Source organism: Xanthomonas sp. NCPPB 3570, from assembly GCF_056725115.1.
Genome location: NZ_CM161513.1, coordinates 1,450,437 through 1,474,253, shown reverse-complemented (window position 1 = coordinate 1,474,253; position 23,817 = coordinate 1,450,437). Strand labels below are relative to the sequence as shown.

16 protein-coding genes are annotated in these 23,817 nt (G+C 69.9%); 6 read left to right on the top strand and 10 right to left on the bottom strand.

Features of this window, described 5'->3' with window-relative positions:
* Positions 1 to 31: 31 nt before the first annotated feature.
* On the top strand, positions 32 to 295 hold the full coding sequence (locus tag AC1PLR_RS06570) for an exodeoxyribonuclease VII small subunit (protein ID WP_010344458.1): 264 nt from the start codon (positions 32 to 34) through the stop codon (positions 293 to 295).
* A complete protein-coding gene (locus tag AC1PLR_RS06565; RefSeq protein WP_371184477.1) occupies positions 285 to 1,166 on the top strand; it encodes a polyprenyl synthetase family protein in 882 nt (293 codons plus the stop codon). The genes AC1PLR_RS06570 and AC1PLR_RS06565 overlap by 11 nt, the downstream gene beginning before the upstream one ends.
* 200 nt (positions 1,167 to 1,366) lie before the next feature.
* Here the strand turns inward: AC1PLR_RS06565 and AC1PLR_RS06560 are convergent, their stop codons facing one another.
* Positions 1,367 to 2,923 carry a GH39 family glycosyl hydrolase gene (locus AC1PLR_RS06560; RefSeq protein WP_481103042.1) on the bottom strand — a complete coding sequence of 519 codons (1,557 nt, stop codon included), beginning with the start codon at positions 2,921 to 2,923 and terminating at the stop codon, positions 1,367 to 1,369.
* Between the two features lie 257 nt (positions 2,924 to 3,180).
* On the opposite strand from AC1PLR_RS06560, the gene AC1PLR_RS06555 reads away from it, so the two are divergent.
* Positions 3,181 to 4,275 carry a M35 family metalloendopeptidase gene (locus tag AC1PLR_RS06555; protein WP_209248285.1) on the top strand — a complete coding sequence of 365 codons (1,095 nt, stop codon included), beginning with the start codon at positions 3,181 to 3,183 and terminating at the stop codon, positions 4,273 to 4,275.
* 89 nt (positions 4,276 to 4,364) lie between these two features.
* On the opposite strand, the gene AC1PLR_RS06550 is transcribed toward AC1PLR_RS06555, so the two are convergent.
* The 4 genes from AC1PLR_RS06550 to pmbA form a co-directional block, all read right to left on the bottom strand.
* Positions 4,365 to 5,498 carry a DUF1501 domain-containing protein gene (locus AC1PLR_RS06550; RefSeq protein WP_481103041.1) on the bottom strand — a complete coding sequence of 378 codons (1,134 nt, stop codon included), beginning with the start codon at positions 5,496 to 5,498 and terminating at the stop codon, positions 4,365 to 4,367.
* Between the two features lie 37 nt (positions 5,499 to 5,535).
* The gene (locus AC1PLR_RS06545) at positions 5,536 to 6,963 is read right to left on the bottom strand and encodes a DUF1800 domain-containing protein (protein WP_481103040.1); all 1,428 of its coding nucleotides are present in this window, start codon (positions 6,961 to 6,963) and stop codon (positions 5,536 to 5,538) included.
* A gap of 172 nt (positions 6,964 to 7,135) precedes the next feature.
* Positions 7,136 to 7,513 carry a DUF4870 domain-containing protein gene (locus tag AC1PLR_RS06540; RefSeq protein ID WP_010344465.1) on the bottom strand — a complete coding sequence of 126 codons (378 nt, stop codon included), beginning with the start codon at positions 7,511 to 7,513 and terminating at the stop codon, positions 7,136 to 7,138.
* 303 nt (positions 7,514 to 7,816) lie between these two features.
* Positions 7,817 to 9,181 carry a metalloprotease PmbA gene (pmbA, locus tag AC1PLR_RS06535; RefSeq protein ID WP_481103039.1) on the bottom strand — a complete coding sequence of 455 codons (1,365 nt, stop codon included), beginning with the start codon at positions 9,179 to 9,181 and terminating at the stop codon, positions 7,817 to 7,819.
* Between the two features lie 95 nt (positions 9,182 to 9,276).
* Here pmbA and yjgA point away from each other — a divergent pair, with 95 nt between their 5' ends.
* Positions 9,277 to 9,873, top strand: coding sequence for a ribosome biogenesis factor YjgA (gene yjgA / locus AC1PLR_RS06530; RefSeq protein ID WP_019802490.1), 597 nt, complete (start codon positions 9,277 to 9,279; stop codon positions 9,871 to 9,873).
* A gap of 159 nt (positions 9,874 to 10,032) precedes the next feature.
* Here yjgA and tldD read toward each other — a convergent pair whose 3' ends face one another.
* From tldD to AC1PLR_RS06510, 4 genes are all read right to left on the bottom strand, one after another.
* On the bottom strand, positions 10,033 to 11,475 hold the full coding sequence (gene tldD, locus AC1PLR_RS06525; RefSeq protein WP_481103038.1) for a metalloprotease TldD: 1,443 nt from the start codon (positions 11,473 to 11,475) through the stop codon (positions 10,033 to 10,035).
* Positions 11,476 to 11,658: 183 nt separating this feature from the next.
* Positions 11,659 to 15,552, bottom strand: a complete 3,894-nt coding sequence (locus tag AC1PLR_RS06520; protein WP_481103037.1) for a YhdP family protein — start codon at positions 15,550 to 15,552, stop codon at positions 11,659 to 11,661.
* Positions 15,553 to 15,676: 124 nt separating this feature from the next.
* A complete protein-coding gene (rng, locus tag AC1PLR_RS06515) occupies positions 15,677 to 17,167 on the bottom strand; it encodes a ribonuclease G (protein ID WP_010340444.1) in 1,491 nt (496 codons plus the stop codon).
* Positions 17,167 to 17,733, bottom strand: coding sequence for a Maf family nucleotide pyrophosphatase (locus AC1PLR_RS06510; protein WP_481103036.1), 567 nt, complete (start codon positions 17,731 to 17,733; stop codon positions 17,167 to 17,169). Before AC1PLR_RS06510 ends, rng begins: the two co-directional genes overlap by 1 nt.
* A 132-nt stretch (positions 17,734 to 17,865) precedes the next feature.
* Here AC1PLR_RS06510 and AC1PLR_RS06505 point away from each other — a divergent pair, with 132 nt between their 5' ends.
* Together AC1PLR_RS06505 and AC1PLR_RS06500 are read left to right on the top strand one after the other, a co-directional pair.
* A complete protein-coding gene (locus AC1PLR_RS06505) occupies positions 17,866 to 18,603 on the top strand; it encodes an SIMPL domain-containing protein (RefSeq protein WP_010340442.1) in 738 nt (245 codons plus the stop codon).
* A 236-nt stretch (positions 18,604 to 18,839) separates the two neighbouring features.
* Positions 18,840 to 19,511 (top strand): energy transducer TonB, encoded by a 672-nt coding sequence (locus AC1PLR_RS06500; RefSeq protein ID WP_481103035.1) that lies wholly within the window; start codon positions 18,840 to 18,842, stop codon positions 19,509 to 19,511.
* 428 nt (positions 19,512 to 19,939) lie between these two features.
* Here the strand turns inward: AC1PLR_RS06500 and AC1PLR_RS06495 are convergent, their stop codons facing one another.
* Complete coding sequence (locus AC1PLR_RS06495) at positions 19,940 to 22,969, bottom strand: TonB-dependent receptor (protein ID WP_481103034.1); 3,030 nt, start codon at positions 22,967 to 22,969, stop codon at positions 19,940 to 19,942.
* Positions 22,970 to 23,817 lie beyond the last annotated feature (848 nt).

The window sequence follows — 23,817 nt, the reverse complement described above, 5'->3', positions numbered from 1 at the left end:
CCCTGCTGCCGCCGCCGCGCACACTTTCGCCATGCCCAAGAAGCCCCAAGACGATGCCTCCCCGGTCGCCCGCTTCGAGCAGTCGCTCGAAGAACTGGAAGTGCTGGTGGAGAAGATGGAAGCCGGCGACCTGAGCCTGGAACAGTCGCTCAGCGCCTACGAGCGCGGCGTGGGCCTGTACCGGCAATGCCAGCAGGCGCTGGAGCAGGCCGAATTGCGCGTGCGCCTGCTCAGCGATCCCGAGCAGCCCGACAGCGCCGAACCCTTCGACTCCGTGCCGCCCCATGGCGGCTGAGGCGGCGTTCGCGCACTGGCGCGAGCGGGTAGAAGCCGGGCTGCAGGCGCAGTTGCCGGCGGCCACGCTGGCGCCGCAGCGCCTGCACGCGGCGATGCGCCACGCCACCCTCGGCGGCGGCAAGCGCATGCGCCCGCTGCTGGTCTACGCCAGCGGCGCGCTGTTCGGCGCCGACGCTGCGCGCCTGGACGCGCCGGCGCTGGCGGTGGAACTGATCCACGCCTATTCGCTGGTGCACGACGACCTGCCGGCGATGGACGACGACGCCCTGCGCCGCGGCCAGCCGACCGTGCACATCGCCTTCGACGAAGCCACCGCGATCCTCGCCGGCGACGCGCTGCAGAGCCTGGCGTTCGCGCTGCTGGCCAATGCCGAGGACGCGGCGCCGACGCTGCGCGTGCAGTGGCTGCAGACCCTGGCCGAGGCCGCCGGCGCGGCCGGCATGTGCGGCGGGCAGGCGCTGGACATCGACGCCACCGGCCGCGTGCAGGCCTTGGCCGACCTGCAACGCATGCATGCGCTGAAGACCGGCGCGCTGATCCGCGCCAGCGTGCGCCTGGGCGCACTCGGCGGCGGCGCCGATGCCGATGCGCTCGCGCAGCTGGACACGTTCGCCACTGCGCTGGGCCTGGCCTTCCAGGTACGCGACGACATCCTCGACGTCGAAGCCAGCTCCGAACAGCTCGGCAAGACCGCCGGCAAGGACGCGGCGCAGGCCAAATCCACCTACCCGGCCCTGCTGGGCATGGACGGCGCCAAGGCCAAGCTGGCCGAACTGGCGCAGGCGATGCGCGACAGCCTGCACGGCTACGGCGACGCCGCCGATGCGCTGGCGGCACTGGCGCGGCTCGCGGTCGATCGCGCGCACTAGCGCACTGCGCCCGCACGCGCGCCGGCGTGCGACACGCGTCTCGCGCAAGCCGCACGGACACACACACGACGCCAGCAGTCTGCTGTGGCGACGGAGCGCAGCGTACGCCCACGCCACGAATGCGTGGCTGCAAGCGCGACCGAGGCTGCTCCCGCGCGAATCGGCGCGAGCACCGTGCCCACGACAAGCAGGGCACGCGCTCAGCGCGGACGCAGCTCCAGCAGCACCACGTCATTGGCCCGCATCGGCACGTCGAGCTGCGCGCGGCCATCGCGGCGCACCCGCAACTGTCGCAGCGCCGGCGCATCGGCGGTCAACGCCTGCAAGCGGCCTAGCTGCGTCGTGCTCAGCGTCGTCGGCGCGCCCATGCGCAGGTAGGCGCTGTAGGCATCGTTGGCGTCGAAACCGGTGCGACGGATCGCCACGCGGTAGGCGCCCGGCGCCAGACCGCGCAGTTGCAGGCGCAGCGGCGGCGCCGACGCGGCCGGCAGCACCTGGGTGAAATAGGGGCGATTGCTCTTGTCCTGGTGCGGCGCGACGAACTCCCAGGCCAGCACCTTCAGCACGCCGTCGTCGTAGGTCGCGTAGCTCTGCGGGTCGGCATTGCGCAATTGGCGTTCGCCCAGCGCGTTGAGATACCGATAGGCGAAGTACGCCGGCTTGCGCAGGCCCTGCGGGTTGAGCAGGCCGAACCCGCCCTGGAACGGCGCGGTCGGTGGCCCCGGTTCCTCGAACAGATCGCTGTAGGTCCAGTAGCTCATGCCCTGCACCTGTCCTTCCACCGCGCGCAGCTTGCTCAGGATGTAGGCCGCGCTCAGGTAGCTGTCGTGCACCGGGTCGCGCGGCGTGTAGCTGCTGCTCCATTCGGTGAAGTACAACGGCAACCCGGGCATCGCCGAGTGCTGGATCTGCGCACGCACGCGGCGCACGTCGCCGCTGATCGCATCCGGCGCAGGCGACAGCCTGGTGTCGCTCTGGCCCTGCTCGTCCAGGAAGCCGCCGTCCACGCCATAGGTGTGGGTGGTGATGAAATCCACCGGCGCGCCCGTCGCATGCGCCTGGGCGATGAAGGCCGGCACCCAGGCCGCGCCCGCGGTGGCCGGGCCGCCCACCCGCAACTGCGGATCGATGCGCTTGAGCGTGCGTGCGGTCGCCGCGTACAGCGCGAAATAGGCGGATTGATCGGCGCCTTCCCAGAAGCCGGCGAGGTTCGGTTCGTTCCAGACCTCGAAATACCAGCGGCGCACTTCGTCCTCGCCGTAGCGCTGGCGCAGGTGGCGCACGAAGGCGTCCACCAGCGCGGTCCACTGCTCCAGCCGCGGGTGCGAGGTGTTGCCCTTCCAATAGAAGATGTGTTGGTCGGAGGTCTTCATCGCCTCCGGAGTGAACCCCAGTTCGACGAACGGGCAGATGCCCATGCCGAGCAGGCGATCGTACAGACGATCGATCCCGCTCCAGTCGTAGCGCGGCTGTCCATCGACCTCGCGGTAGGTGCCCAGCACGTCATGGAAGATCGCGTGGAAGCGCACGTAGCGGAACCCCAGTTCGTCATGCGCGGTGCGCAGTTGCGCCAGGCTGTCCTCGCGCCGCAGCGTGCCCGGATAGTCCGCGCCGACCGACAGATCGTAGAAGCGATCGCGCGGCGTGGTCGGCCCCTGCACGTCCAGCACGATCGCGCGCGGCGTGACCGGCGCGGCGAAGGCCACGCACGCCCACGCTGCCACCACAACGGCCGAGAGCAGGCGCAGACATCGCATGGCGGTTCCCCTGCATGAGGTGGACGCCGACTCTAGCATCGCCGCGACGATGCGTTCATCGACGCTCAGGCGACGCGTCGTCGCGATGCATCGGATGTGGCACAACGTGCCTCGGTGACGCCGATACTGAGACCTGGCGCGCGCTTCGCTGGACGAAATCGAAGACAAACGCGCGTCGGGCGCGCACGCGCGCGGCACCGGGCTAGTTTGCTTCGGCCCCTGTCATGGGGCGCCCACTTTCGACGGAGAGAGACTGCATGAAACACGCATCCCGGATCTCGGCAGCGATCGGCTTCAGCCTGGTCGGCATCATCTCGGCAGCCACCGCGCAATCGCAACTCACGCGCACGCCCGCACCGCTGCAGGTCGAACTGACCCCGGTCGCCGACGCCGACGGCCAGCAGCGCGGCCAGATGGCGGTGACCGTCCGCAACACCGGCGCGCAAGTCGCGCGCGTGCCCAAGTGGGAACTGCCGCTGGGCGATCTCGACAACGCGCTGTTCCAGGTCCAGCGCGACGGCAAGCCGGTGGATTACGTCGGGCGTCTGGTCAAGCGCGCCGCGCCGCGCGCCGAAGACATGGTGGTGCTGCAGCCGGGCGAAACGCGTCAGGCGCAGATCGATCTCGGCCAGGCCTACGACCTGACCCGCAGCGGCACCTACAGCATCCGCCTCGACGCGCCGCTGCAGGGCGCCGCGTTCGCCGATGGCGCGCGCATGCTGCGCGCCGACGGCGAGCCGCAGACCCTGTCCAGCGCGCCGCTGACGGTGTGGCTGGACGGCGGCCGCGGCCGCGCGGTGCGCAACGACCTGATGGTCGGCCCGCAGGCGGTGGTCAACGGCATCAACTATGCCTCGTGCAGCACCAGCCAGATCAGCACCATCGGCAGCGCGGTGAGCGCGGCGCGCACCTACTCGCAGAACGCCAAGACCTACCTCAACGGCGGCAGCACCGGCGCGCGCTACACCACCTGGTTCGGCGCCTACAACGCCAGCCGCTACAGCACCGCCACCTCCAACTTCGTCAACATCGATTCGGCGATCGACCAGAACAACGGGCAGATCACCATCAACTGCGGCTGCAGCGACAGCTCCTACGCCTACGTCTATCCGGATCAGCCGTACCAGATCTACGTGTGCAACGCGTTCTGGAGCGCGCCGGTGACCGGCACCGACTCCAAGGCCGGCACCCTGATCCACGAAATGAGCCACTTCAGCGTGGTCGCCGGCACCCAGGACTACGCCTACGGCCAGAGCGCGGCCAAGAGCCTGGCCACCAGCAACCCGGCGCGCGCGGTGAAGAACGCCGACAGCCACGAGTACTTCGCCGAGAACAATCCGTCGCAGAACTGAGTCCGCTGCGCCGGTGAGTGCCCGGGCGCCGACCCACCGTCGGCGCCCGGTGCGCGTGCGGCCCGTGCCGCACGCCTTGGTCGGGTGTTCTAGGCCACCAATCCTTCCAACCTGGGCAATCCGGCGCTACCGGGAAACACCTGGGTGTCCAGCGCGCGCTCGGACACGCCCAGATGCGTGGCGAGCACGTGCCGGAACAGGCTGCGCAGGTCGCTGGTGGCACGCAGATCGCGCCCCTCGTTCAAGGCCCGCGGCGACAGGCCGGGCCAGTCTCCGGCGATGCGCCCGCCACGCACCGCGCCGCCAGCCAGGAAGGCCACGCCGCCGGTGCCATGGTCGGTCCCGCCGGTGCCGTTGACCGCCGCGGTGCGGCCGAACTCGGTCACCACCGCGACCACGCTGCGCGACCAGCAGGCCTGCGCGCCATCGTGGAATGCGCGCAGCCCCGCATCCAGTTCGCCCAGCTTGCGCTGCAGCACCGCGGCCTGGTTTCCGTGGGTGTCCCAACCGGCGTCCTCGACGAAGCCGATCCGCGGCCCGTCGGGCTTGGCCATGAAGCTGGCCGCCGCGCTCATCGCCTGCGGCAGTTGCCCGCCCTTCACGCTGTCCACCTGCATGCCCTGCTCGCGCAGCGCGTGCGCGAAATCGCCCGCCAGCTGCGGATCGGCGGCATACAGCGGCTGCAGGCGCTGCAGCAGGATCGGATTGACCGCGCTCGGCAGCGGCGGCGACCAACTGGTGACCGCGCCCGGGCCACGCATGATCAGCGGCGTCACCGCGCTCACCGATACCGCCTCGGCGCCGTGCAGGGCCAGCGCGCAGCGGTTGAGCCAGCCGCTGGATGCGCCGCTGGGCCGCGCGGTGCCATTCTCCAGGCAATCCTGCGCCTCGAAGTGCGAGCGCTCGCGGTACGGCGGCGCCACCGCCACCACCGGCAGCCATTGCTTGCGCGCGTACAGTTCGTGCGCGAACGCCAGCGACGGGTGCAGCGCGAAGCTGCCGTCCAGGGCCAGGGTCTGCTGCGGCGCCAGTGCGCCGCGCAGGCGGGCGTAGTCGGGATCGGCGGTCGGCACCAGCGCGTGCAGCCCGTCCAGCGCGCCGCGCAGCAGCACCACCAGCAGGCGCGTATCGGCGCCCGGCGCGGCCAGGCTGCTGCCCGACCACAGGCTCAACACGGTGGCCGCACCGCTGGCGGCAAGGAAACGGCGGCGTGTCAGTTGCATCGGGGCTTCTCCCATCGCGGATCGGACCGCGCGCCGCTCAGGCGCGCCATTGGAAGGCCGGGCTGGCCAGCAGCACCGCCACGCCTTCGCGCGGCGATTCGGCACGCCGCACCGCGGTCAGCGTGTCCGCATCCGGACCATCGCCGAACGCGGTCGCGGCCAGCGTCAGCGGATCGCCCGGAGCCATCCCGGCCAGCGCCTCGGCGGCCTGCACGCGCTTCCACAGCGCGTCGGCGCCGCTCCATTCCGCCGCGACGTCGGCATAGCCGGCCGGCGAGCGCGGGGTGAACGGCGGCTGCCCCATCCGCGCCAGCAGGGTCAGCACGGTCTTCTGCTGCGGCGGCGCCTCGGGCCAGACACCTCCGGCGCGCAGTGCCGACACCACGAAATCCTGCGGCGGCTTGAACTTGCGCGCCTGCGCGTCCCAGGCCTCTGGGCTGTCGATCAGGGCGCGGTAGACGTGGCGCAGGTCGCCATCGTTGCGCCGCCACGCGTCGGCCATGCGCTGCACCAATGTCGGCGGCGGAGCGTCGCGGACGAAGTGCCGGGCCAGCTTGAACGAGACGTGCTGCGCGGTGGCCGGGTGCCGCGCCAACGCGGTGAGGATCGCCTCGCCCTGCGCCACGCCGTCCTCGGCATAGCGCCGGCCCAGCACCAGGCGGCTGCCGGCGGCATGCGCCGGCGCGCGGAACACGAAGGCGCGCTCGGGTGTACCCTGCTCGACATCGCGTGGCGCCGGCACGCCCCAGCCGGTGATCGCACGCGCCAGTTCGGTGACGTCGGCCTGGGTATAGCCGCCATCCACGCCGAGGGTATGCAGTTCCAGGATCTCGCGCGCCAGGTTCTCGTTGAGCCCCAGGCGGCGTGCCGGGCGTTCGGGATCCATGCGCATGGCCCGGCGCTGCGCGCGTTGCGCCAGCAGCGAGTCGGGGCCGACCGAATTGGCGTTGTCCAGGTAGCGCAGCATCGCCGGATGCCGCTCCACCGCCAGCAACAGGTCGGCGAAGCGGCCCATGCAGTGCGGGCGGATCGCCTCGCGTTCCATCGGCGCCGCGTACAGCGCGGCCGCGCGCTTGTCGACCGAAACCGCGAAATGATTGGACCAGAACTGCACCAGACGCTCGGCGAAGCCGGCCGGGCTGGCCACCGCGACCCGGTAGCGTGCCGCCAGTTCCTGCGCCTGTGCCTGCCGGTACAGCCCGCGCGCGGCCTGCTGCGCCTGCTGGGCGGCCTGCTGCGGATCGCCGGCCGCCTGCTGCCGCGCCTGGCGGCGTTCGCGCTGGTAGTCGGCCTCGCGGCGCAGGTAGGCCAGGCTGTCGGGCAGGCCCTGCAACTCCGCCGCCAGTGGGGGCGACTGCAACTGCGCGGCGAGCCAGTCGCGCGGCTCGCCCATGGCGGCCAGTTCCCCGGGACGGGCGCCCAGGCCGAAGCGGTTGGCGGCGCTCAAGCTCTCGCGACGGATCATGCAGCGCTCCGGTGATGGCGACAGCCTTGCAAACGCGCCACACGGGCCGCGGTTGACCGGCCGGCGGCGGCGTGACGCTTGGCCGCCCTGCGCTCTCCCGCCGGAGCGCAGTGCGGGCACAAAAAAGGCCCGGCGCAACGGCCGGGCCTTCGGAGATGCCTCGCAGGTGCGCTTACTTGATCAGGCGCAGCGCGAACGGATAGCGGTAGGCGACGCCTTCGTTGGCCTTGATGCCGGCCAGGATGCAGAGCACCAGGTTCACCACCCACACCACCGGCGCGAGCAAACCGCCGATGATGATCACGCTGAGCACCATGCAGATCACGTAGGCGATGGCGATGGTGATCTGGAAATTCAGCGCTTCCTTGGCCTGATCGTTGAGGAAGGACTTGGCCGGGTTGTCCTTGTTCACCAGCCAGATGATCAGCGGCACGATGAACCCGAGGAGGATCCCCGACAGATGGGTGATCAGCGCGACCGTGCGGTCTTCCTGCGGGCCTGCCGAGGCCGGCGGCGGCGGCGGGGCGGTGACGTTGTCGAATTCGCTCATCGGTATTCCGTTCCTTTGGTGGTGAGGGGACAAGACGTTTGGCGCGTCACTCTCGGCGGCCCGCGCAGCGCTGTCAAGCGAGGCCGGCACAGCGGGACGCGCGCCGCGCCGGTCCATCGGCCCATACGGCGGCGGATCGCGCTCGCCCCCGTCGCAGCGTCGCGGCGATCGGGCGCAGCCCCTCGCCATGATTCACAGGTGCAGTGCCGCCAGCGCCTGCAGCACCAACGCATGGTGCGCGATGCCCACGCCCAGGGCGTGCGACGTTGCCGAGGCCACCTTTCGCGGCGCGTGTTGCGGCCCTCAATCGTTGCCGGCCACCGTCATCCGGCCGACCAGCACTGCACCGATGTGCACGTGCGAGCGCACGTCGATATCGGCACCCACCGCCTCGATGTCCAGGAACATCTGCCGCAGGTTGCCGGCGATGGTGATCTCGTCCACCGGATAGGCGATTTCGCCGTTCTCGATCCAGAACCCGCCGGCGCCGCGCGAGTAGTCGCCGGTGACCGGGTTGACGCCGTTGCCCATCAGGTCGGTGACCAGCAGGCCGCGCGGCAGGCCCTTGAGGATGGCCTGCAAGTCCGCCGCGTTGGCCGCCACCTGCAGGTTGTGCACGCCGCCGGCATTGGCGGTGGTCTGCAGGCCCAGCTTGCGTGCCGAATAGCTGCCCAGCACATAGCGCTGCAGCACGCCGTCGCGCACCAGCGGCGCCTCGCGGGTAGCCACGCCCTCGCCGTCGAAAGCGGCCGAGCGCAGGCCGCGGCGCAGGTGCGGCCGCTCATCGATCGCGAACCACTCCGGGAACAGGCGGGTGCCGACGCTGTCGAGCAGGAAGCTGGCGCGACGGTACAGCGCGCCGCCGGACACGGCGCCGAGCAGATGCCCGATCAACGAGCGCGCCATCTCCGGCGCGAACAGCACCGGCACCTCGCCGGTCGGCAACGAGCGCGGCTGCAGCCGCGCCACGGTGCGCTCGGCGGCGCGGCGGCCGATCGCCGACGCGCGCTCCAGGTCCTCGCGCGCCAGCGCGCTGCTGTACCAGCCGTCGCGCTGCATGCCGTCGCCCTGCCCGGCGATCAGCGTGCAGGCGAGCGAATGATGGGTGCTGCGCTCGCAGCCGATGAAGCCATGCGAATTGGCGTACACCGACAGGCTCTCGCTGGTGCCGGCCGAGGCGCCGTCGGAATTGCTGATGCGCGCATCGGCGTCGCGGCCGGCCGCCTCGCAGGCCAGCGCCAGGTCGATCGCCTCCTCGGCCTGCAGCGGCCACGGATGCCAACGGTCGAAATCCGGTTGCTCGCGCGCCATCAGTGCCGCCTCGGCCAGGCCGGCAGCCACGTCGTCTTCGGTGTAGCGAGCGATAGCGCAGGCCTGGGCCACGGTGGCCTCCAGGCTGGACTCGTGCAGGTCGGCGGTGCTGGCGCTGCCCTTGCGCTGGCCGAAATAGACGGTGACGCCGATGCCGCGGTCGCGGGTGGATTCCACAGTCTCGACCGCGCCCAGGCGCACGTTGACGTCCAGCCCGCGGTCTTCGCTGCAGCTGACCTCGGCCTGGCTGGCGCCAAGCGCGCGGGCGCGCGCCAGCAGCCGTTCGGCGATGTCGGACAGGCGCTCCAGGCGCTGCTGGCTGTCGTCACGGTGCAAATCGGGGGTGATCGCGTTCAATGCTTTATCCTTGTTGTGCGAATCCCTTCGCCCCTGTCCGGCCGTCCTGGCCGGATGTGTTGATTTGATTTCCAGCCCGATCGAGTAGTACGAGCATGCGCGGACGCGACGAAGACACCGGTGAATTCCGCGGCGAAAGCCGCAGCCAGCAACGCCGCGAGGCGCTGGAAGTGCTGAGCCTGGGCGAGAAGCTGGTGGCGCTGACCCCGGCGCAGTTGGCCAAGCTGCCGGTGCCCGAGTCGCTGCTGCCGCACATCGCCGAGACCAAGCGCATCACCTCGCACATCGCGCACAAGCGGCAGCTGGCGTTCCTGGCCAAGCAGATGCGGCGCGAGGACGAGGCGGTGCTGGAGGCGATCCGCGAGGCGATGGACGTCAACAGCGACAGCGCGCGCCGCGAAGTGGCGGCCATGCACCGGGTCGAGGACTGGCGCGAACGGCTGCTCGCCGAAGGCGATACCGCCCTGGCCGAGCTGCTGGCCGAACACCCCGACGCCGACCGCCAGCGGCTGCGCCAGCTGGTCCGCAACGCCAAGGACGAACGGCTGAAGAACAAGCCGCCGCACGCTTACCGCGAGTTGTTCCGGGAACTGCGCGAGATGATCCTGGGTGGCGCGTCGGGAATGGGGAATGGCGAATCGGAATCCGAAGAAGCCGACGACGACACGGCGTTCGACGACACGCGCGACTGAAGGACGGCAGCGTCGGCTGCCGCGCACAACGGCCGACGCACTCCCAGCCCAGCAACGAGCGCGGCGCGCGATGAACCTACCCGTCAGGCCGCTACTGCCGCAGCGCACCGCGGCGCCCGCTTTACCGATTCCCGATTCCCGAATCCCCACTCCCGGCTCCTAAGCCGTCCCGCCCACGGTCAGCCCGTCGATCAGCAGCGACGGCTGGCCCACGCCCACCGGCACGCTCTGCCCGTCCTTGCCGCAGACGCCGACGCCTTCGTCCAGCGCCAGGTCGTGGCCGATCATGCGCACCTTCTGCATGGTCTCCGGGCCGTTGCCGATCAGGGTGGCGCCCTTCACCGGCGCGGTGACCTTGCCGTCCTCGATCAGGTAGGCCTCGGTGGCCGAGAACACGTACTTGCCGCTGGTGATGTCGACCTGGCCGCCGCCGAAGTTGACCGCGTACAGGCCCTTCTTCACCGAACGGATCATCTCCTCGGGATCGTGCTGGCCGGCGCGCATGTAGGTGTTGGTCATGCGCGGCATCGGCAGGTGCGCGAACGATTCGCGGCGGCCGTTGCCGGTCGGCGCCACGCCCATCAGCCGCGCGTTGAGCGTGTCCTGCATGTAGCCGACCAGCACACCGTCCTCGATCAGGGTGGTGCAGTGGGTCGCGGTGCCCTCGTCGTCGACGTTGAGCGAACCGCGGCGACCGTCCAGGGTGCCGTCGTCGACGATGGTGACGCCGGGCGAGGCCACGCGCTGGCCGATGCGGCCGGCGTAGACGCTGGTGCCCTTGCGGTTGAAGTCGCCTTCCAGGCCATGGCCGACCGCCTCGTGCAGCAGCACGCCGGGCCAGCCCGGGCCCAGCACCACCTGCATCACCCCGGCCGGCGCCGGCACCGCCTCCAGGTTCACCAGCGCCTGGCGCAAGGCTTCGCGGGCGAAGGCTTCCGGACGGCCATCGGCGAACAGCGTGGTGTAGTCGTAGCGGCCGCCGCCGCCGGCATAGCCGGATTCGCGGCGGCCCTGCTGCTCGACGATCACCTGCACGTTCAGCCGCACCAGCGGGCGCACGTCGGCGGCGAGCACGCCGTCGCTGCGCGCCACCAGCACCGTGTCCACGCCGCCGGACAGGCTGACCATCACCTGCTGCACGCGCGGATCGGCGGCGCGCAGGTACTGGTCGAGCCGCCGCAGCAGTTCCACCTTGTGCGCGTTGTCCATCGCGTCCACCGGGTCCAGCGCCGGGTACAGCGCGCGGCCGCCGCCGCGCTGCAGCGCGTGCGCTGGCTGCGCGCCGCCGTCGCGGGAGATGGCCCGCGCCGACTGCGCCGCGGCCAGCAGCGCATCGCGGTGGATGTCGTCGGAATAGGCAAAGCCGGTCTTCTCGCCGGAGATCGCGCGCACGCCCACGCCCTGCTCGATGGAGTGGGCGCCGTCCTTGACGATGCCGTCCTCCACGCTCCAGCTCTCGCGCCGCGAATGCTGGAAATACAGGTCGCCGAAGTCGATGCCGGGGCCGAGCAGCGTGCCGAAGGCGCGCTCCAGGCTGGTGGCATCCAGGCCGGCGGGAAGCAACAGGCGGGTTTCGGCGAGGCTCAGGGCGTGATCGTTCATGGGCTCAACATGGGGGAGGAAGGCGCGCAGCGCAAGCGGCGGGCGGCAGCGAACGGGAATGGACAGCGCGCTGTGGGTCTCTGTCATCACCACGTCCCTTGCGTAGGAGCGGCTTCAGCCGCGAGGGGCCTTACCGGTAACGCCCCATCGCGGCTGAAGCCGCTCCTACGGACGGCGCGCGATCTAGGGCGTACCCGACGGCGCCGGCGGCCGCGCCGATTCGCGCTCGATCACGTCCACCTTGGGGTCCTTCCACGGCCCGGTGACCCGGTAGGTGCGCGCGCCGATGTTGCCCAGCGGCTTGCCCAGCACCGCATTGGCGGCGGCGCCGACCGCCGCGCCGACCGGTCCGCCGGCCACCGCACCGACCACGGTCAGCAGGTTGCCGGACTTGGGATTGACGTCGATGGTCTGGTCGAACTGCTGCGCGCGCAGGTCGGCCGCGCCGCGGACCTTGATCTCCGCGGCCGGGCCATCGATGACCAGGTTGTCGCTGCGCGCCATGCCGTCGCCGAAGCGGATCTGGCCGTCGATGCGGTTGAAGGCGAAACCCTTGGAGAAGAAGTCGCGGAAATCGAACATCAGCCGCCGCGGCAACTGCGCCACGCTGAGCAGGCCGAGCACGCGCCCGGCGCCCGGGTTCAGTTCCAGCAACTGCCCATTGCGCGCGGCCACGTCGAGCTGGCCCTGCACCGTGGCCAGTTGCAGGCCGGACGGCGTGCCCGGCCAGGCGGCGCTGAGCGTCAGCTGGCCTTCGCCGCCGCGCACCTGCCCGCCGAAGTCCAGGTTCTGCATCAACTCGCCCAGGTCGCGGCTGTCGACGTTGGCGTTGAGCCGGGTGCGGGCGGTGGCGCCCTTGCCGCGCCAGTCGCCGCTGATGTCGATCTTCTGCTTGTCCGAGCGCAGGTGCAGCTGGTCCACCTGCATGCCGTCGGCGAGCTTGCGCGTGCGCAGCGAGGCCGCGCCGAGCGTCATCGCGCCGAAGCGCAGGTCGTCCACGTCCAGCGCCAGCGCCGGAATGGAAGCCGGGTCCAGGCTGTCGGCGAACGGGCCGGCCGGAACCGGGCCGGCGCTGCCGGCCACGCCGCTGTCGGCGGGCGTGGCGACCACCGCGGTCGGCGTGCCTTCGGCTGCCGGCAACGCGGCCGTGGCCGAGCGCCAGTGCACCCGCGCCAGGCGCCCGCCGAGCACGCCGCCGTCCTTGGTCGGCACGCTGAGGTCGCCGGCCAGGGCCGGGCCGTCCAGGTGCACGTCGATGCTGTCGGCCTGCGGCATCAGGCGCAGGCGGGTGCTGTCGAACACCCCGCCCAGCAACAGCAGGTGGTCGGCGAGGATGTCGATGCGGCGCAGCGGCATCGGATCTTCGCCGCCGTTGGCCGCGGCGGCGTTCGGATCGGGGCGGCTGACCACGCCGATCCAGTCGATGGCGTTCAGCGCTGCGGTGCGCCCGGTCACGACCAGGCCGCTGGCCGGGGGTTCGTCGGCGACGTGGTCGCTGCCCATCACCACGCGCACGCCAGTCTTGCCGCCCTGGCTGCGCGCCGCCAGCGCCATCAGCTTGCCGAAGGCCACCTCGATACGGCCGCTGCCGACCGGCAGCGGCACGTTGACCGAGGTCGCCAGCGGCGTCGCCGGCGCCTTGTCCATCGGCGCCGGCATCAACAGCTCGGTGCCGACCAGGTCCGAGCGCAGCTGCAGCCGCGTCGGCGGCTGCGCGCCACCGTCGGGCGTCTTGGGCAGGCCGACGCCGATGTTCCAGCGCGAGCGGCCCTGCACGTAGGGCTTGAGCCAGGCCATTTCCGGCACCCGGTCGAGCAGCTCGTTGGCGTCCAGCGCCGCGCTCAGCGCCGCCTCGAAGGCCTGCTGCGGATCCTGCACGCCGTCGCCGGCACGCAGCGCCAGTTCGCCCTGATGGCCCTGGTAGGCCACGCTCAGCTTCTGCGCGGCGAATCCGGTATCGCTGTAATCGGCGCTGCCACGCATGTCGTCGAAGGCCAGGTCCCAGCGCTTGTCGGCGATGTGCGCGCCGAGCAGGTCGACCGTGCCGCGCAGGTGGTGGGTGCCGACACCGGCACGCAGCGGCTGCAGCAGGTCGAAGGTGACATCGGCCGGCCCCGAGGCGCTGAGCGCATCCAGGGTGTCGCCGTAACGGGCGCGCAGCGGACTCTGCCGCAGCATCGCCAGCAGCTTGCCGGTCTCGGCGCGGGTGCTGGCCAGCACGCTGAGCTGACCTTCCTTGTAGTCGGGCAGCGCCGCCGACAATTGCTCCACCGGCACCCCGCCCATGCTGCCGCGGCCGTGCACCTCGAAGCCGTTGCCGATGAAGGCGACGCTGGCGTCCACGTTCTCCACCGCCGGCCAGTCGTGCTGGAAGCGCACCTTGGCGTCCTCCAGCCGTGCGGTCGCCTCGAAGCGGCCGTTGTGGTCGGCGAACGGCCAGTCGTCCAAGTCGCCGGAGACCAGCGCATGGCCGTCGCGCAGGCGCCCGCCCTGCAACGCGGCGTCGAGCCAGTCGGTGGCGGCCTTGCTCATCCTGGAATGGACCCAGAACTTCTTCGCCGCCACCACCGGCGCGTCCTGCAGGTCGGCGGCCAGGTCGATCCACGGCCGCGAGCCGTCGTCCTGGAAGCGCAGCCCGCCGCGCACATCGGCGCCGTAGTCGCTGCCCTGCACGCGCAACCCCGGGGTCGCCACGCGCAGGCCGTCGCCGTCACGGAAGGCGACGATGCGCCCGGCCAGCTGGACCTGGTGGACCACGCCGAAGCCGCTGGGCCAGTCGACGCGGACCGGGCTGCCGGCCTCCAGCGCCAGCTCGCCGGCCTGCGCATCGCCGTCGAAGCGGCCACGCAGCCCGCTCACACCAGGCGCGCCGCCGGCCGGCGCGAACGCCAGCTCGGCCAGCCGGCCCTGGCCATACAGCGGACCGCCCGGAACCCCGCTCACCGCCACCTGGGTCAGCTGCAGGCGCGGCTTCGCCACCGCCAGCCAGCTGCGCAGGCTGGGCGAAAGGCGGTCGCTGAGTCCGGCCACCGCGATCAGCGGCGCCACGTCGAGATGCTCGCCGAACAGGGCGAAGCGGCGCCCGCCGGCCACGGTCAGCCCATCCAGGCGCTGCAGCGGCTGCCCGGCCTGGCCGAACTGCAGCTGCGGCGCATCCAGCCGCCAGCCGCCGTCGATCTGGCGCCAGCGCGCCGTCGCACGGAAGGTGGTGAAGGCCAGCGACGGCCGGGTGCGGCCGTCGGCCAGCGGCGCCCCGCGCAGCCGCAGATCGCGCAGCATGGCCTGCACGGTCACCCCGGCGACACGGCGCTGCTGCAGGTCCAGCCAGCCCTGGACCTCGCCGACGCCGCCCTGCAGTTCGATCCCGGCGGCATGCAGCAGGCCCGCCCAGCCGGCCAGCTCCGCCGGGCGCACCGCCAGATAGGCCTGGCCGTCGCCGCTGCGGCGGTCCAACTCCAGCACCGCGGTCAGCGGCGCCTGTTGCAGGTCGCTCCAGCCCTGCACGCCGACCTGCAGGCGCTCGCCGTTCACGCGCATCCGCAGGTCGATCTTCGGCACCTGCGCTTCCAGGCCCAGCGACGGGGCGTGCACGCGCAGGCGGCCATCGATGACCTGCAGTTCGCCCAGCCCCTGCAGCGCATCCAGCGGATCGCCGCCCTGCCCCGAGGTCGGCAGGCCCTGCACGCTCCAGTTGCCGTCGTCGGCGCGCAGCAGGGTCAGCGCCAGGCCGCGCAGGCGCAGCTCGGTGAACGAGCGCCCGGGCAGCAACCCCGCGTACATCGACACCAGCACCTCGGCCTGGCCGATGCGCACGCCCTCGCCGGCGCCGATGCGCAGGCCGTCCAGGCGCAGCAACGGACCGCGCCGGGTCCAGGCCGTCTCCAGCCGGTCGAAGCGGATCGGCCGCCCGGCGCGTTCGCTCAGCCACGCCGCCACCTGCTGCGGATGCTGCTCCACGAACGGCAGCGCCTGGCTCAGCGCCCCCACCGCCAGGGCCACGCACACCAGCCCGATCGCCACCGCATAGAACGCGAAACGGCGAGCCAGGCGCAGGCGGCGGCGCAGGGGGGGATGCATCAGGGGCCGGGATTGGGGATTGGGGATTGGGGATTCGCAACAGCCAACGCAATGCGCGCGGACGGTGACCGGTCGCGACCGAGCCGCTCAACCAATCCCCAATCCCCAATCCCCAATCCCAGCCTCACAACAACACCACGTCGAACTGCTCCTGCAGGTACTGTTCGTCGGCCTGGAAGCGGATGGTCTTGCCGAGGAATTCCTCCAGCTCGGCCACGGCGGCCGATTCCTCGTCGGTGATGCGCGCCACCACCTTGGTCGAGGCGATCACCAGCAGCCGCGCCGCGTCGAACTGGCGCACCGCGCGGGTGATCTCGCGGAAGATCTCGTAGGTCACGGTCTCGGCGGTCTTGATCGAGCCGCGCCCGCTGCATTCCGGGCACGGTTCGGACAGCTGCCGCTCCAGGCTCTCCACGGTGCGCTTGCGGGTCATCTCCACCAGGCCCAGGGGCGAGAACTCGTACACCGTGGTCTTGGCATGGTCGCGCGAGAGCGCCTTCTCCAGCGTGCGCAGCACCTGGCGGCGGTGCTCGGCATCGTCCATGTCGATGAAGTCGATGATGATGATGCCGCCGAGGTTGCGCAGCCGCAGTTGCCGCGCCACCGCCTGCGCCGCCTCCAGGTTGGTGCGGAACACCGTCTCCTCGAGGTTGCGCTGGCCCAGGAACGAGCCGGTGTTGACGTCGATGGTGGTCATCGCCTCGGTCTGGTCGATGACCAGGTAGCCGCCGGACTTCAGCGGCACCTGCTTGTCCAGCGCGCGGGCGATCTCGTCCTCGACCCCGTACAGGTCGAAGATCGGGCGGTCGCCGGTGTACAGCTCCAGGCGCTCGGCCAGCACCGGCATGTACTTGGCGACGAAGGCCTGCAGCCGTTCGAAGGTCTCGTGCGAATCGACCTTCACCTTCTCCACGTCCTTGCGGATCAGGTCGCGCACCGCGCGCAGCGGCAGGCTGAGGTCCTCGTAGATGATGCTGGCCGGGGCGCCGTCGCGGCCGCGCCGCTCGACCACGTTCCAGACCCGCGACAGGTAGGCGATGTCTTCGGCCAGCGCCTCGGCCGGTTGGCCCTCGGCATTGGTGCGGATGATGTAGCCGAAACCGCCGTGACTGGCGGCCAGGTCGGCGACCAGGGTCTTCAGGCGCTGCCGTTCGGCCTCGTCCTCGATCCGCGCCGACACCCCGATCACCCGCGACTGCGGCAGCAGCACCAGGTAGCGCGACGGGATGCTGATCTGCGTGGTCAGCCGCGCGCCCTTGCTGCCGATCGGGTCCTTGACCACCTGCACCACGATGTCCTGGCCGTCGCGCAGCAGCTCCACGATCGGCACCGCGGCCGAGACCGGCAGCGGCGTCGCTTCCTCGGTGTCGCCGTTGCCGACCGGCGCCGGCCGCACCACGTCGTTGGCGTGCAGGAACGCGGCGCGCTCCAGCCCGACCTCGACGAAGGCCGCCTGCATGCCGGGCATCACCCGCTGCACCCGGCCCTTGTAGATGTTGCCGACCACCCCGCGGCGCCAGCCGCGCTCGATGTGCAGCTCCTGCAGCATGCCGTTCTCGATGACCGCCACCCGGGTCTCGCGTGGTGTGACGTTGACCAGGATCTCTTGCGACATCACAGCACTCCGAAGGTGCGCAGCAGGTGGTGGGTCTGGTGCAGGGGCAGGCCCATCACCCCGGAATAGCTGCCGTCGAGACGACTGACGAAGCGTTCGGCGCCGCCCTGGATCGCATACGCACCGGCCCGCCCCATCGGCTCGCCGCTGGCCACGTAGTCGGCGATGTCGCGCGCGGACAACTCGGCGAAGGTCACCGCCGTCGGCACCAGCAGCACCTCCTCACGGCCGGCGGCGACCAGCGCCACCGCGGTCATCGCCTGGTGGGTGCGTCCGGACAGGGCCGCCAGCATCGCCGCGGCGTCCTCGGCGTCGGCCGGCTTGCCGAACACGCGCTCGTCCAGCACCACTTCGGTATCGGCGCCGAGCACCACCGCGCCGGCGGCATCGGCCAGTTGCGCCCAGCCGGCACGGGCCTTGTCCAGCGCCACGCGGCGCACGTAGGCCTGCGCCGACTCGTCGGCCGCGCGCACTTCCGGCACCTCGAGATCGAGGATCCGGAACGGCACGCCGAGGCGGGTCAGCAGTTCGTTTCTGCGAGGGGAACGGGACGCGAGATACAGCATGGCCGAAGGATAACCCGAGCGGACTGGCTGAACGAACGCCGATGGCGTGACGATCGCTTCAACCCCGGTGAAGATCACGACGCGTTCATCGTCGCGGCAACACCCTCGCCCCATTCTTCAAGGAGAACCCCGATGCGCGCATTGTCCGTCCGCCCGCTGCTGCTGGCCCTGTCCCTCGCCCTAGGAGGCACGATGACCGCCCACGCCCAATCCGCCGCGCCCGGCTACGCCGTGCCCGCCGACGGCACCCTGCTCAACATCGCCGCACAGGCCGAGGCCAAGCGCGCTCCGGACGTTGCCGCGATCTCGGCCGGCGTGGTCACCCAGGCCACCGACAGCGCCGCGGCGATGCGCCAGAACGCCGAGCAGATGACCAAGGTGCTGGCCGCGATCCGCGCCGCCGGCATCGCCGACAAGGACGTGCAGACCAGCGGGGTCAGCCTCAACCCGCAGTACAAGTACGCCGAGAACCAGGCGCCGCAGATCATCGGCTACCAGGCCAGCAACTCGGTCAACCTGAAGGTGCGCGACATCGCCAAGCTCGGCAAGGTGCTCGACGCGCTGGCCGCGCAGGGCGCCAACCAGATCAACGGCCCCACCTTCGAGATCGACGACCCCGAACCGCTTTACGACCAGGCCCGGGTCGATGCGCTGAAGAAGGCGCAGGCGCGCGCGCAGAGCTACGCCAAGGCGCTTGGCCTGCGCGTGCGGCGCATCGTCAGCATCTCCGAGGGCAGCAGCGGCGGGGTACGCCCGCCGATGCCGATGATGCGCGCGATGGCGATGAAGGCCGAGGCCGACACCCCGGTCGCCGCGGGCGAGAGCAGCGTCTCGGTCAACCTGGACGTGGTGTTCGAACTGGGCAAGTAAGCGGCTGTCCCAGGCCACACTTCGCGACGGCGCCTGCGGGCGCCGTCGTCGTTTCCGGCTGCGGCGGCCCCTGCTCTCGTCGCGATCGCGCCCAGCGCTGGCCCCTGCCCCTCTTGCCAAAGCCACCGCGACCGGCGCACTGTCGAAACGCGGACGGGCGTGCTGACCCCATCCGCCGCGCCCGTGCGTTTTTGCCGTACCGCAGTCCACGACACTCCTATCGCAGAGGTGGATCCATGGTTCGCACGCAACTCCCCGCCCCGTCCTTCCGCATCGACCTGTCCCGGGTCCTGGCCTACAGCACCGCGATCGCCCTGCACGTGCTGGCCGCCCTGTTGCTGCTGCTTCCGCTCTCGCACGTGACCGCGCCACCGGAACCGGCGCAGGTGCAGCCGCCCTGGCAGCAACCGGTGGTGGTCAAGGTCACGCCGCCGCCGCCGACCATTCCCACTGTCGAGAAACAGGTGCCGACGCAGCCGCGCACGCCCACTGCGGTGCCGGTGCCGACCTCGACGCCGGAGCCGGCGGTCGACAGCAGCCCGGTGGCGCTGGACAGCGCGCCCAACGTCGATCCCACGCCCAGCATCGTCGCGCCCAGCCTGCCGCCGGCGAGCGTGAGCGCGCCGGTGGACGGCATGCAGTTGCAGTACCTGCGCGCGCCGGCGCCGCCGTATCCGCGCGACGCGCTGCGCGATCGCCTGCAGGGCAGCGTGCTGCTGCGGGTGCTGGTCGGCACCGACGGGCAGCCGCTGCAGGTCAGCATCGAGAAGAGCAGCGGCCACCGGGTGCTGGACCAGGCCGCCCGCGACCAGGTGCTCAAGCGCTGGGCATTCAAGCCAGCGCTGCAGAACGGCACGCCGGTGCAGGCGTACGGGCTGGTGCCGGTCGATTTTTCGATGGACCGCTGACACGCCCCCGACACCAATGACCGGCGCCTCGCGCGCCGATCATTGTCACCACACGGCTAGAACCTCGCTCCAGTCCATCGACCAGGCTGCGCGCCGGGTTCCCGGCGCGACCACCTGCCGCATGGCGAACCCCCATAGGACCGCCCGCGAGAACACCGCGCCGCCGCGCCTCCCAGCAAGCGCGGGGCCGGTTACCCCGCTTGTCCAGCCTCCGTGCCGCCACGTCCGCCGCGCCTGCTGTCGGCCAATCCGCATTGACGAACACTGCGCACGCCTCGTCGCACGGCAACCCCGACCTCATGGTGTCGGGCGGTTGCCACAGACGCTGGATCCCCCGCAGCCCTTGCGCTCAAAGAAAAGGCCCGCCCCCCTCGGAAGGGGGCGGGCCTAACGGTCACGCTGACGCCGCGCCCGGCGTCAAACCTGGATCAATAGTCGTAGGACACCGAAAGCTGCAGGTAACGCGGGGTCTGGAAGTAATTGCCCATGCCATAGGTGTTGAGCACGGTGTAAGGGCCGGACTCCCAAGTCGCGTACTGTTGCAGCGGCTTGCGCTCGTTCAACAGGTTGAACACCTGCAACCCGAACGCCAGCTTCTGATCCGCGAACGCCGGGCGATAGATCGCGCCCAGGTCGATCTGCTTGGTCCAAGGGGTCCGACCCGCATCGCCCGGCCGCGACGCGCTGCCGCCGCAGGTGTGATAGGCCGAGCCGTAACCGACCGGATCGCCCGCCGTCGAGCCCTCATCCGTGCCGTTGGCGCTGAAGTAGCCCAGGCAATCGCGCGGCGTCCCCGACTGGATGCGCAGGTTGGCAGACACCATCCACTCCGGCGCGATCTGGTAGGCACCATAGATCTTCAACTGGTGACGGCGATCGTTGGCCAGGTAGCCGCCGGCCCACGCCATCAGCGCCGCAGCATCCCAGTCCTGGGTCTTGGACACGTCGGTCTGGCCGATGTTGGACTTCAACTGGCCTTCGGTGTTGCCGAAGTTGCGCGACCAGGTGTAATCGACACGCGTGCTCCACTTGCCGTCGAACGCATGCTCCAGATACAGGTTGACCGCCGCGTAATCACGCTTGGCCGAGCTGTCGAAGCCCCAATCCGACTTGCTCATCGTGAAGTTGGTGCGGCCACCGCTGGTGTTGGCCAGGCTGAAGCTGTTGGTCCTGCCTGGATTGAACAGGATGCAGCCCGGGATGTTGACCGTACTCGGATCCACCCCCAGCGATTCCAGCTTGGCGCTCATGCGGTCCGGGTCGCAGACGTCGTCGATGGCCGACTGCAACTTGCGGTAGGTGGCCTTCGCGCCGAAGGTCCACTTTTCGGCGAACGCCTGATCGAAGCCCACGATCGCTTCGTCCTGGTACATCGACTTCAGGTCGGTGGGCGTGAAGGTCCGCGGATCAGGGGCGATCCCGTACTCGCCGTTGGAAGAGACCGGGCCGGGGCCGAGCGGGCTCAGGCCGGTCGGGTTGCCCTTGGCATCGATGCCGGTGTAGGTGAAGTACTCGCTGGTGTAAGTCGAGGCCGAGGCACCGCGGATCGCGACGCTGTTGGGCAGCGCCAGGAAGTAGCGCCCGAGGTTGGCGTAGACCTTCAGCGTCGAATCGCCGTGCACGTCCCAGGTCGCGCCCAGACGCGGCGCCCATTGGTTGCCGCTGTCCACGTACGGCTTGGCTTCGCTGTTGCTGTTGATGAACTTGTCGTTGCGCAGACCCAGCGACAGCAACACGTTGTCGCTGACCTGCCAGCGATCTTCGAGGAAGTAGGCCTTCTGCTTGACCGTCATCGACGTGGCGGTGCTGAAGATCAGCCGGCGCACATAGTAGCCCTGACCGCCCGGCGCGCCCACGCCCAGCGCCGAGCTGATCGGCGACGTCGGCCGGGACGACTTGGCGTAGTACCAGGAGTAGCCCGGACCGGTCATCGACTGACCTTCGTTCTCGGCCTGGTAGTAGATGTTGTCGATACCGAAGGCCAGATCGTGGTTACCCAGGCGGTAGTCGAAATCCAGACGCAGGCCACGGGTGTTGTCCTTGCCATCGAGCAAGTTGCGGGCGCCCTGGCCGTTACGGATCGGCGTACCGCCGTTGGTCGCCGGATCCTGGAAGACCACGCCGCTCAGGTACGGGTCCGGGCTGACGATGCCCGGGTAGTCCTTGTTCTCGTAGGTGCTCTTGCCGTAGGTGGCGCTGAAGGTCAGGTCCTGGGTCAGATAGCTGGTGTACTTGCCGATGTAGAAGGTGCTGTTCTTCTTGACGATGTTCGGTTCGACGGCGGTGTTGCGCGCGCCCTCGGACAGCGTGTCGTAGTCGAACGCGTTGTAGTAGCCGCCGGTACGATCGTTGCTCTTGATGCCGGTCAGCTCGAGGATGTTGCTGTCGTTGATGTTCCAGTCGACCTTCGCGTAGACCTTGGGCTTTTCCTGGTTCCAATGGTTGCGCGCAAGGACGCTGCTGTCGGACGAATTGGTCGACACGCCGTCGATCTTCTCCTGCTCGGCCGAGACGAACACGAACAGGCGATCCTCGATCAACGGGCCGCCGGCATAAGCGCTGTACACGTTGCTCCAGGTCGGGTTGTCCTTGCGCGAGCGATACAGCTTGCCGCTCAGCGTCGGATCCTGATAGCCATAGCCGCTCGGCAGGGACGCATCGGGGTAGTAGACGTCCTTGGGCGACTCGGAAGTGCCGCGCGGTCGCCACAGCACCTGACCGCCGAAATGCCATTCGTTGGTGCCGCGCTTGCCGATCTGGCTGATCACGCCGCCGTCGGAACGGCCGTAGCGCGCGCTGTAGCCGCCGGTATACACCTCCTGCTGGTCGATCGCGCCGTACGGCAGGCTGACACCGCCGATGTTGTTGATCGGGTTGCCAGTGGAAAAGCCGTTGACGTAATAGGCATTCTCCGACACGCCGGCGCCACCGAAGGACACCGCGTTGCCGAAGTAGCCGCTGCCGGCCACGGCGCCCGGCGCCAGCAGGGCGATCGCCTCGGCGGAACGGGCCAGCGGCAGGCGCTGCAGTTGCTCGGCGGTGATGACCGTGCGCGAGTCGACCGTGGTGACGTCCACCGGCGCCACGTTGCTGGCGCTGACGGTGACCGTATCGAGCGTGGCGGTGCTATCGGACTTGGTGAAGGAGACCTCTGTACCGGAGCTGACGCGCAGGCCGATGCCCTTGCGGGTATCGACGGCCTGGCCGTCCTTGTTCAGGGTGACCGTGTAGGTGCCGACCGGCAGCGAGCCGATGTTGAAGCGCCCGGCGCTATCGACCGGAACAGTGCGGGTCAGGCCGGTATCGCTCTGCACGGTAATGGTGGCGCCTGCCGGCGCAGCGCCATAGATGGAACCAGTGGTGCTCTGCGCGTGGACGACGCCCTGCGTGAGTGCTGCCCCCAAAAGCACGGCCAGTACGCTACGACGCATGACACGGCTCGGATAGTGCTTGGACATCTGTCCTCTCTCCCCCTAACGGAACGTGAAGAACCTCGGCTGTCGGACACAGCGTTGGCGTGGAATTTAAGAAATCTTTAACGAAAATTTGTTTCGTTCAAAACTAATTTCTTAACGCGAGATTAATTTAGAACAAAATTTCCACGAGATTGCAACTCCTGGCTCATGACTTTTTCACACAAAGTGGCTACAGAGGAAGCAGAGCACCCGCCGCAACGATGGGATAAGCGCATGTTTTCCCTGGGATAGAAGCCGTATTTCGCAACCACACGGCCGACCTCAGGCGAGCCAGTGTCCGCATGCGAAAGATCAGCCCCAGCCGCGCTTTGTGCGCGGTCGGCTTGCGCGAATCGGCGGCCGAGGCGACACCAAGCGCCGAGCACTGTCGACGAACAAAGCGCAGGGACGTTTGGAAGCTGCCCCACCAGGGCATCGTCGACGGGGACAGGACAACCCGAGAACGAACTGGTCAGCGCAGGTAGGCCAGCAACGCAGTGTCGGCGTGGGGACGCCTCAGCGTGCGGCGCGCATCATCGGACCCGCCGTGCCCGGTGGGTCGACCGAGGACGTCCATGGCGCGCCCAGCCGCGCCGCAGACACCGCCATGCATCGTTTTGGCGCAAAGGCCGCACCATCGCAAGGCACGATTACGCCCCCCAGCATTGCGACAACAATCAGTTGCTACTGCGCGCAAAAACTGGGATGAGTGACATAAACCCTTCATTCGACGAGGGTTTTTTCCAAAAATTTGACGATCCTTTCACGGCAAATCCATCCAGATGCATCGAGGGCAGCGGCAAGCCGCCCCTTTGTGGTGCATACATATAAATACGTGCGTTTGCCAGTTA